Annotated in this window: 12 protein-coding genes; 1 reads left to right on the top strand and 11 read right to left on the bottom strand. The window is 68.0% G+C overall.

From position 1 onward, the window contains the following. The 10 genes from ACLL81_RS03185 to secG form a co-directional block, all read right to left on the bottom strand. A partial coding sequence (locus ACLL81_RS03185; RefSeq protein ID WP_411286899.1) for a biotin/lipoyl-containing protein occupies nucleotides 1–394 on the bottom strand: 394 nt, incomplete at its 3' end. A 48-nt stretch (nucleotides 395–442) separates the two neighbouring features. Continuing rightward, nucleotides 443–850, bottom strand: coding sequence for a GFA family protein (locus tag ACLL81_RS03180; RefSeq protein ID WP_411286898.1), 408 nt, complete (start codon nucleotides 848–850; stop codon nucleotides 443–445). A 151-nt stretch (nucleotides 851–1,001) separates the two neighbouring features. Next, nucleotides 1,002–2,420: a pyruvate dehydrogenase complex E1 component subunit beta gene (locus tag ACLL81_RS03175; RefSeq protein WP_411286897.1), complete on the bottom strand. Its 1,419-nt coding sequence runs from the start codon at nucleotides 2,418–2,420 to the stop codon at nucleotides 1,002–1,004. Continuing rightward, nucleotides 2,417–3,451: a pyruvate dehydrogenase (acetyl-transferring) E1 component subunit alpha gene (gene pdhA, locus ACLL81_RS03170; protein WP_411286896.1), complete on the bottom strand. Its 1,035-nt coding sequence runs from the start codon at nucleotides 3,449–3,451 to the stop codon at nucleotides 2,417–2,419. Before pdhA ends, ACLL81_RS03175 begins: the two co-directional genes overlap by 4 nt. 49 nt (nucleotides 3,452–3,500) lie before the next feature. Beyond that, nucleotides 3,501–3,797, bottom strand: a complete 297-nt coding sequence (locus tag ACLL81_RS03165; protein ID WP_411286895.1) for an FtsB family cell division protein — start codon at nucleotides 3,795–3,797, stop codon at nucleotides 3,501–3,503. A gap of 73 nt (nucleotides 3,798–3,870) precedes the next feature. Then, nucleotides 3,871–5,151, bottom strand: coding sequence for a phosphopyruvate hydratase (gene eno, locus ACLL81_RS03160; RefSeq protein ID WP_411286894.1), 1,281 nt, complete (start codon nucleotides 5,149–5,151; stop codon nucleotides 3,871–3,873). Between the two features lie 154 nt (nucleotides 5,152–5,305). Then, nucleotides 5,306–5,488, bottom strand: coding sequence for a 50S ribosomal protein L32 (gene rpmF / locus ACLL81_RS03155; protein WP_411286893.1), 183 nt, complete (start codon nucleotides 5,486–5,488; stop codon nucleotides 5,306–5,308). Nucleotides 5,489–5,598: 110 nt separating this feature from the next. Further along, nucleotides 5,599–5,919 carry an MmcQ/YjbR family DNA-binding protein gene (locus ACLL81_RS03150; protein ID WP_411286892.1) on the bottom strand — a complete coding sequence of 107 codons (321 nt, stop codon included), beginning with the start codon at nucleotides 5,917–5,919 and terminating at the stop codon, nucleotides 5,599–5,601. Between the two features lie 4 nt (nucleotides 5,920–5,923). Next, nucleotides 5,924–7,561, bottom strand: coding sequence for a CTP synthase (locus tag ACLL81_RS03145; RefSeq protein WP_411286891.1), 1,638 nt, complete (start codon nucleotides 7,559–7,561; stop codon nucleotides 5,924–5,926). Nucleotides 7,562–7,623: 62 nt separating this feature from the next. Further along, on the bottom strand, nucleotides 7,624–8,064 hold the full coding sequence (secG, locus tag ACLL81_RS03140; protein WP_411286890.1) for a preprotein translocase subunit SecG: 441 nt from the start codon (nucleotides 8,062–8,064) through the stop codon (nucleotides 7,624–7,626). A gap of 141 nt (nucleotides 8,065–8,205) precedes the next feature. Between secG and ACLL81_RS03135 the strand changes: the two genes are divergently transcribed. Continuing rightward, entirely contained in the window at nucleotides 8,206–8,622 is a 417-nt protein-coding gene (locus ACLL81_RS03135) for a VOC family protein (RefSeq protein ID WP_411286889.1), read from the top strand. Here the strand turns inward: ACLL81_RS03135 and ACLL81_RS03130 are convergent. Next, a partial coding sequence (locus tag ACLL81_RS03130; protein WP_411286888.1) for a triose-phosphate isomerase occupies nucleotides 8,619–8,903 on the bottom strand: 285 nt, incomplete at its 5' end. The two genes, ACLL81_RS03135 and ACLL81_RS03130, sit on opposite strands and share 4 nt — an antisense overlap.

The following is an 8,903-nucleotide window of genomic DNA, read 5'->3' as shown; positions in this document are numbered from 1 at the left end:
CTTCCGGCAGGTCCGGGTCCTTCAACGTCGAAGGGGCCGGCGGCGACGGCGCGGCCGCGGCGCGTACAGGATCGCCCTTGGCCTCGGCCCGCGAAGCCGGCTGCGGGTTCGGATCGGTCGCCGGCGCCGGAGCCGGGGCGGCGGCCGCGCCCGCCTCACCCTTCAGGCGGGCGATGACGGAGTTGACCTTAACTTCCTCGGTGCCTTCGGCGACCAGAAGTTCGGCGATTTCGCCCTCATCGACCGCCTCCACCTCCATGGTGGCCTTGTCGGTCTCGATCTCGGCGATGATGTCGCCGGATTTCACAGTATCGCCCTTCTTCACGTGCCACTTGGCGAGCGTGCCCTCCTCCATGGTGGGCGACAGCGCGGGCATGAGGATGTCAACAGGCATGGGTGTCCGCTCAGGCGTTGGGCTGGGCTTCGACGAGCACGGCGGCGGTCATGCGGGCTCCTTGGAGAGGTGCGCCAGGCCGTGGGCGTTGGCCTCCCAGTTCTGGCCGTCGAAGGCCTCGATGCGCAGGTCCAGGCCCGCGACCGTATCCAGGCAGCGGGCGTTGACGCTCCAGCCGTCCGGGTTGGAGCGCGGGCGGTAGAAGCTCTTGATACCGCAGTCCGAGCAGAACAGGTGCTTGGCCACGCGGGTATTGAAGCTGTATTCGGCGAGCCGCGCTGCGCCCCTGGTCAGGCGAAAGCGGCTCTCCGGCACGATCATGTGGACGAAGCCGGTCTTGGCGCACATGGAGCAGTTGCAGGTCTGCGCCTCGACCCTGGTCGGCAGGGACACCTCGAAACGCACGCCGCCGCAGTGGCAGCCACCGGCGCGCCAGGTGAAGGGGCTGTCGCTCATCACAGATTCCCGCTCATCCCGGCGAAGGCCGGGACCCAGGTGGATGGGCTTAGATGGGGGCTCGCGTCCCGCGGGACGCGCTGCCGCCCACATCGACGTTTCGCGAACTGGGTCCCGGCCTTCGCCGGGATGAGCGGATGTGGGCTGTCGCTCATCGGTAGCAGACGGCCTTGGCCGCCTTCACGATCTTTTCCACCGAGGGCATGGAGAGCGCCTCCAGGTTGGCCGCGTAGGGCAGCGGCACGTCTTCCTGGTGGACCCGGGCGGGCGGGGCGTCGAGGTAGTCGAAGGCCTCGGACACCACCTTGGCGGCGATCTCGGCGCCCACGCCCATGGGGCCCCAGCCTTCCTCGACGGTGACCAGACGGTTGGTCTTCTTCACGCTGGCGATCACCGTGGCGTAGTCCATGGGACGGATCGAGCGCAGGTCGATGACCTCGGCCTCGATGCCGTCGGCGGCCAGTTCCTCAGCGGCCTTCAGGCAAAAGCCCACCATCCGGGAATAGGCGACCAGCGTGACGCCGGTCCCCTCGCGGCGGACCTTGGCCTTGCCGATGGGCACAACCCAGTCGATGCCCTCGGGCACGTCGAACTCGGTCCCGTAGAGCATCTCGTGCTCCAGGAAGACCACCGGGTTGGGATTGCGGATCGCGGCCTTGAGCAGGCCCTTGGCGTCAGCCGCGTCGTAGGGCGCCAGCACGATCAGGCCGGGCACATGGCCGTACCAGGCCGCGTAGTCCTGGCTGTGCTGGGCCGCCACCCGGGCCGCCGCCCCGTTGGGGCCGCGGAACACGATGGAGGTCTTCAGCTGGCCGCCGGACATGTAGAGCGTCTTGGCCGCCGAATTGATGATGTGGTCGATGGCCTGCATGGCGAAGTTGAAGGTCATGAACTCGACGATGGGCTTCAGGCCCGCCATCGCGGCGCCGACCCCCAGGCCCGCGAAGCCGTGCTCGGTGATCGGGGTGTCGATCACCCGCTTGTCGCCGAACTCCTGCAGGAGGTCGCGGCTGACCTTGTAGGCGCCCTGGTACTGGGCGACTTCCTCGCCCATCAGGAAGACGTCCGGGTCGCGGCGCATTTCCTCGGCCATGGCGTCGCGGAGCGCATCGCGGACGGTGACCTTGACCAGCTTAACCCCGGCCGGGAGCTCCGGATCGGCCAGAGTCTGAGCCGGCGTCACGGCGACCGTGGCCTCGCCCTCGGACTGGACCTTGGCCTGTTGCGGCGGGGCCTTCTCCGGCTCGCCGGAGGCCTCAAGCGGCGCGACCTCAGCGGGGGCGGGCTCAGCGGGCTCAGTCTTGGCGGGCTGGGCGGGCTGGGCGGCATCGCCCTCCCCCGACAGGCGGGCGATGGGGGTGTTGACCTTCACCTCTTCGGAGCCCTCGGGCACCAGGATGGCCTCGACCGTGCCTTCGTCGACGGCCTCGACCTCCATGGTCGCCTTGTCGGTCTCGATCTCGGCGATCACGTCGCCGGACTTCACCTTATCGCCCACCTTCACATGCCACTTGGCCAGCGTGCCCTCCTCCATGGTGGGCGAGAGCGCGGGCATCAGGACGTCGGTCACGCGCTGACCCCCTGATAGACGTCTGTGTAGAGTTCGGACGGATCGGGCTCGGGGGAGGTGCGGGCGAACTCGGCGGCGTCGGCGACGATGCGCTTGACCTCCGCGTCGATGGCCTTCAGCGCAGCCTCGTCGGCGAAGCCCTGCTTTCCCAGCAGTTCCTCAACGTGGTCAATGGGATCGCGGGTCTTGCGGATCTCGTCCACTTCGTCGCGGGTGCGGTACTTGGCCGGATCGCTCATGGAATGGCCGCGATAGCGGTAGGTCTTCATTTCCAGGATGTAGGGCCCCTTGCCGGCGCGGGCGTGGTCGGCGGCCTTCTGGGCGGCGGCCCTCACGGCCGTCACGTCCATGCCGTCGACTTCCTCGCCGGGGATCTTGAAGGAGACGCCGCGCTTGTGCAGCCGGGTCTCCGAGCTCGACCGCTCGATGGAGGTGCCCATGGCATACTGGTTGTTCTCGATCACATAGACGACGGGCAGGCTCCAGAGCTCGGCCATGTTGAAGCTCTCGTAGACCTGGCCCTGGTTGGCGGCCCCGTCGCCGAAGTAGGTGAAAGCCACCTTGCCGTCGTCGCGGTAGCGGTTGGCCAGCGCCAAGCCGGTGCCTAGGCTGACCTGGGCGCCGACGATCCCGTGGCCGCCGTAGAAGTGGGCCTCCGTCGAGAACATGTGCATCGAGCCGCCCTTGCCCTTGGACGATCCGCCGGCCCGGCCGGTGAGTTCGGCCATGACCTCGCGCGGGTCCATGCCGCAGGCCAGCATGTGGCCGTGGTCGCGGTAGCCGGTGATCACCTGGTCGCCTGGTTTCTGCGCCGCCTGGACACCGACGGCGATGGCTTCCTGGCCGATGTACAGGTGGCAGAATCCGCCGATCAGCCCCATCCCGTAGAGCTGCCCCGCCCGCTCCTCGAAGCGTCGGATCAGCAGCATGTTGCGATAGTACTTCAGCAGTTCGTCTTTGCTGGCCGCAGCATGACCAGCGGCCCCATTGGCTTTTCGCCGACCGGCTTCACCGGTCTGCCCGCGCGCCATGCGTATCTCCGTGAACCTTGCAGGGACCCTTAAGAACCGCTGAGCGGCCCTAAGGCTTCATGCGGATCACATAGTCCCTTGGGTCGGCGAAGCCTAGCAGGGAGCGCGCCCTTTCCTCCAGCAGGTCGGCGGAGAGGCTGGTATCGCGCAGCAGCCTGGCGCGGACCTCCAGGTCCTGGCGCTGGGCCTGCACGGCGGTGAGCTCTCGGCTCTTGGCCACCAGGGTCGCGTCGCGCAGGTTCGAGCGCAGGATGCCGCTGTCGCCGGTGAAGGCGTGGAAGCCGAAATAGAAGATCAGGAAGGCGAGCGCCGCGGTCGGCAGGAAGGGTGTCAGGCGAGCAAGCACGGCGTATCCCACGAAGGCACGCCGGCTGCTTCGCACCGTTAGCCTTAATAACCCGCTAAGCCCTCGCGATCTTTCAGGAAAACTTCAGCGCCCTGCGGCCGGCGTACACCGCCTGGTCGCCCAGTTCCTCCTCGATGCGCAGGAGCTGGTTGTATTTGGCCGTGCGGTCGGAGCGCGACAGCGATCCGGTCTTGATCTGCCCGCAGTTGGTGGCGACGGCGAGGTCGGCGATGGTGGCGTCCTCGGTCTCGCCGGACCGATGGCTCATCACCGCGGTGTAGCTCGCCCGGTGGGCCATATCGACGGCGTCCAGGGTCTCAGAAAGCGTGCCGATCTGGTTGACCTTGATCAGGATCGAGTTCGCCAGTCCCTTGCCGATCCCCATGGCCAGGCGCTCGGGATTGGTCACGAAGACGTCGTCGCCGACCAGCTGGATCTTCGACCCGAGACGCTCGGTGAGCATTCGCCAGCCCTCGAAGTCGTCCTCCGCACAGCCGTCCTCGATGCTGGCGATGGGGAACTTGTCCACCAGGCCGGCCAGGTAATCGACCATGCCCGCCGGATCGAGGGTCTTGCCCTCGCCTTCCATGACATACTTGCCGGACTTGAAGAACTCGCTGGAGGCCACGTCCAGGCCCAGCAGGAAGTCGTCGCCCACCCGGTAGCCGGCGCTCTCGCCGGCCTTGACGATGAAGGCCAGGGCTTCCTCGGCAGTGGCCAGGTTCGGGGCAAAACCACCTTCGTCGCCGACGTTGGTGTTGTGGCCGGCAGCCTTCAGCTGCGCCTTCAGGGCGTGGAAGATCTCCGCGCCCATCCGCAGGGCCTCGGCGAAGGTCTCGGCGCCGGTGGGCAGGATCATGAACTCCTGGGCGTCGATGGGATTGTCAGCATGGGCCCCGCCATTGATGATGTTCATCATCGGCACCGGCAGGACCCTGGCCGAGACCCCCCCCACGTACTTGTAGAGCGGCAGGGCGGCGGAGACCGCCGCGGCCTTGGCGGTGGCCAGGCTGACGCCCAGGACGGCGTTGGCGCCCAGGCGGGCCTTATTGGCTGTGCCGTCCAGGTCGATGAGCATCTTGTCGATGCGGCGCTGGTCCTCGGCGTCAGAGCCGGAGAGCGCGTCGTAGATCTCGCCGTTGACCGCATCCACGGCCTGCCGCACGCCCTTGCCGCCGTAGCGGGCCTTGTCCCCGTCCCGCTTCTCGGACGCCTCGTGCGCGCCGGTGGAGGCGCCGGAGGGCACGGCGGCGCGCCCCATGGCCCCGTCCTCCAGGATCACGTCCACCTCGACGGTCGGATTGCCGCGGCTATCCAGGATTTCGCGGGCGGTGATGTCGACGATCTCGGTCATGGGTGCTCCGCCGGGTTGGAATGCGGCGGAGGCTTAGCCAGCTTCCGCCCGCCGGGCAACGGCGGCCTAGCGTCGGACAGCCAGGCAGACAGCAAACGGCCCCGCCTGTCGCCAGACGGGGCCGTGTGATTCGCCGCGAGCTCGGGGTGAGAGCCTAGTCTTCCTTCGGCGTGAGGACCTGGCGGCCCTTGTACATGCCGGTCTTCAGGTCGACGTGGTGCGGGCGCTTCAGCTCGCCGGTTTCCTTGTCCTCGACGAAGGAATTGGGACCCAGCGCGTGGTGCGAGCGCCGCATGTTGCGCCGCGACGGGGATACTTTGCGTTTCGGAACGGCCATGGGGGAAATCTCGCAGGCATAGAAATGGTAGCGGCGGCCGAGCAGGGCCGCCGACGTGAGCCGGGGTGTATGCCCCAAAGCCCCTGCGGTTTCAAGCGTGGCCGGACGGCTTATCTGAGCAGGCGTTTGGGGGCCACGTTGGCCCAGGCCAGCCGCATCAGCGCGGGCAGCCGCTCCGGCGCCAGGCGCAGGTAGTATACGAACGTCGCCCCGTGCCGACCCCAGGCGCCCGGCACGGCCTGGATGGCGTCGCCGTCCAGCAGATTCTCGCGGTCCTCCGGGTCGAGCTTCAGCATGATGCGCGGCTCGGCGGTGTGGAGCGTGCAGAAAATCTTCTTGTTCACCCGGAACGAGGCGATGTCGAAGTGGGGTTCCTCACAGGCCTCCGGCATATCCAGGGCGACACGGCGGATGTCGTCTGGCGTCAGCATCGTCCTAGACCAGCCGGCTCCGCGCCTTGGCCGCGCCGATGAAGCTGGCGAACAGCGGGTGGGGGTCGAAAGGACGGCTCTTCAGCTCGGGGTGAAACTGCACGCCGACGAACCAGGGGTGGTCGGCGCGTTCGCAGAGTTCCGGCAGCACGCCGTCCGGCGACAGGCCGCTGAAGCTCATGCCCGTGCCCTCGATGGCCTCGCGGTAGCCGATGTTGACCTCGTAGCGGTGCCGGTGGCGCTCGGAGATGGTCGTTGTTCCGTAGATCTCCGCCACCCGGGAGCCCGGCGCCAGGACCGCATCATAGGCGCCGCAGCGCATGGTGCCGCCCAGGTTGTCACCTGCCAGGCGCACTTCCTTGTCATTGCCGCGGGTCCACTCGGTCATCAGGCCGACGATGGGCTCGGAGGTCGGGCCGAATTCGGTGGAGGAGGCGTGCTGGATGCCCGCCAGGTTCCGGGCCGCCTCGATCATCGCCATCTGCATGCCGAAGCAGATGCCGAAATAGGGGATGGCGTGTTCGCGGGCGAACTTCACGGCGCGGATCATGCCCTCCGAGCCGCGCTCGCCGAAGGCGCCGGGCACCAGCACCCCGTGCACGCCGGTGAGCCGCTCGCCGATCATCTCCTCCTCGCGCTCGAAGGCCTCGCCCTCGATCCACTCGAAGCGGACCCGGACGTTGTTGGCCAACCCGCCGTGGATCAGCGCCTCGATCAGCGATTTGTAGGCGTCGGTCAGGGCCGTGTACTTGCCGACTATGGCGACGTTCACCTCGCCGTCGGGGTGGCTTAGCGTCTGGACGATCTGCTCCCAGGCGGCCAGGTTGGGCTTGGGCGCATCGTTCATCCCGAAGACGTCCAGCACCTCGGTGTCCAGGCCCTGCACATGGTAGTCCAGCGGCACCGCGTAGATGTTGGCGGAGTCCATCGCCTGGATGACAGCGCTGAGCCGCACGTTGCAGAACTGGGCGATCTTGCGCCGCTCGCCCTCGGGAATCTCCTGCTCGCAGCGGCAGAGCAGGATGTGCGGCTGAATGCCGATGGAGCGCAGCTCCTTCACCGAGTGCTGGGTGGGCTTGGTCTTCATTTCGCCGGCCGTCTTGATGTAGGGCAACAGCGTCAGGTGGATGTAGCAGGCGTGGCCGCGGGGCAGCTCCTGGCCGAGTTGGCGGATGGCCTCGAAGAACGGCAGGCCCTCGATGTCGCCCACCGTGCCGCCGATCTCCACCAGCACGAAGTCGACCCCCTCGCCCGGATCGGACAGGACGAACTGTTTGATCTCGTCGGTGACGTGGGGGATCACCTGGACGGTGGCGCCCAGGTAGTCGCCCCGGCGCTCCTTCTCGATGATCTTCTTGTAGATCTGGCCGGTGGTGATGTTGTCGTTGCGGGTGGCGTTGACGCCGGTGAACCGCTCGTAGTGACCCAGGTCCAGGTCGGTCTCCGCCCCGTCGTCGGTGACGAACACCTCGCCGTGCTGGTAGGGGCTCATGGTCCCCGGATCGACGTTCAGATAGGGGTCGAGCTTGCGCAGGCGGACCTGATAGCCGCGCGCCTGCAGGAGCGCGCCAAGCGCCGCGGAGGCGAGACCTTTTCCCAAGGAGGAGACCACGCCGCCGGTGATGAAAATGTACCGGGTCATGGGCGTTCAGATTAGCGGTGATTCGGGCGCAAGGGTGCGACCGCGTTTCAAACCGTCCACGGCTATTGCTTGGCGGGGGCGGCCGGGGCGGGTTGCGCGGGCTGCTCGCCCAGGAACGGGTTGCTCACGGTAGGCGTCGGGGCCTGCAGGGGCGCAGGCGGGCCGTCGGCGGGGCCGGGCTGGGCGGTGCCGGCCGGGGCCTGCGGCGGCGGCTGATTGAGGGTCTTGGGATCGATGCCGCCCACCTTCAGCCGGTCGACCACCGAGGAGGCGCCGCGCTCGCGGCCGGAGACCACGGTCAGCAGCAGGCCCAGCACGAAGAAGCTGATCCCGAGAATCCAGGTTAGCCGGGTGAGCAGGTCGCCCGCCCCGCGCGACGTCATGATGCCCGACGGCCCGCCGCCCATGCCGAGCGCGCCGCCTTCCGACCGCTGCATCAGCACCACGCCGGTGAGTAGCAGGGCGACGATGATTTCGAGGGTGAGCAGGATGCCAAGCAGCATGGAACATCTATCCGGTGCGTTCGGGCGGCGAAACCGCACCGAAATGAAGCGCGCGCTCTATCATCGCGCGAACGCTAAGGCCATAGCTAGGGCGTCTCAGCGCCGCGACAACCCCCCGATACTGTCACGATGAATCCGGACATGAAACGCTCCCCTATCCAGCTCGCCGGTCTCGACCACATCGTGCTGCGGATCGCCGACAAGGCCCAGATGGTGGCCTTCTATTGTGAGGTGATCGGCTGCAGCGTGGATCGCGACCGCCCCGAGCTTGGCCTCACCCACCTGCGGGCGGGCGCGGCGCTGATCGACCTGGTCACCCTGGACGGACCGTTGGGCGTCGCCGGCGGCGAGGGTCCGGGGGCTGAAGGCCGCAACCTCGACCACTTCTGCCTCACGGTGCGGCCGCACGATGAAGCCTCGATCCGCGCGCACTTGGCCGCCCACGGCGTCGCCATCGTCGAGGAAGGCCCGCGCTACGGGGCCGACGGCACGGGCTTCTCGATCTATGTCCGCGACCCAGAGGGCACGACGGTGGAGCTGAAGGGTCCGCCGGCCTAGGCCGCGCGGATGATGCCCAGGAAGTCGACGGCCTTCAGGGAGGCCCCGCCTACCAGGGCGCCGCCCACCTCGGCCGCGTGGAGGATCTCCGCGGCGTTGGAGGGCTTCACCGACCCGCCGTAGAGGATCGGGGCGCGGTCGGCCGCCTGCCCGAACATCTCGGTGAGCGTGGCGCGGATCGCCCGGTGGACCTCCTCAATCTCCCGCGTGGTGGGGGTCAGGCCCGTCCCGATGGCCCAGACCGGCTCATAGGCCACGGCGAAGGCGCGACCGGCCAGTTC

Source organism: Phenylobacterium sp. (assembly GCF_046590535.1).
In the GTDB taxonomy this organism is placed as follows: domain Bacteria; phylum Pseudomonadota; class Alphaproteobacteria; order Caulobacterales; family Caulobacteraceae; genus Phenylobacterium.
This window is presented reverse-complemented; position numbering and strand designations above follow the sequence as displayed.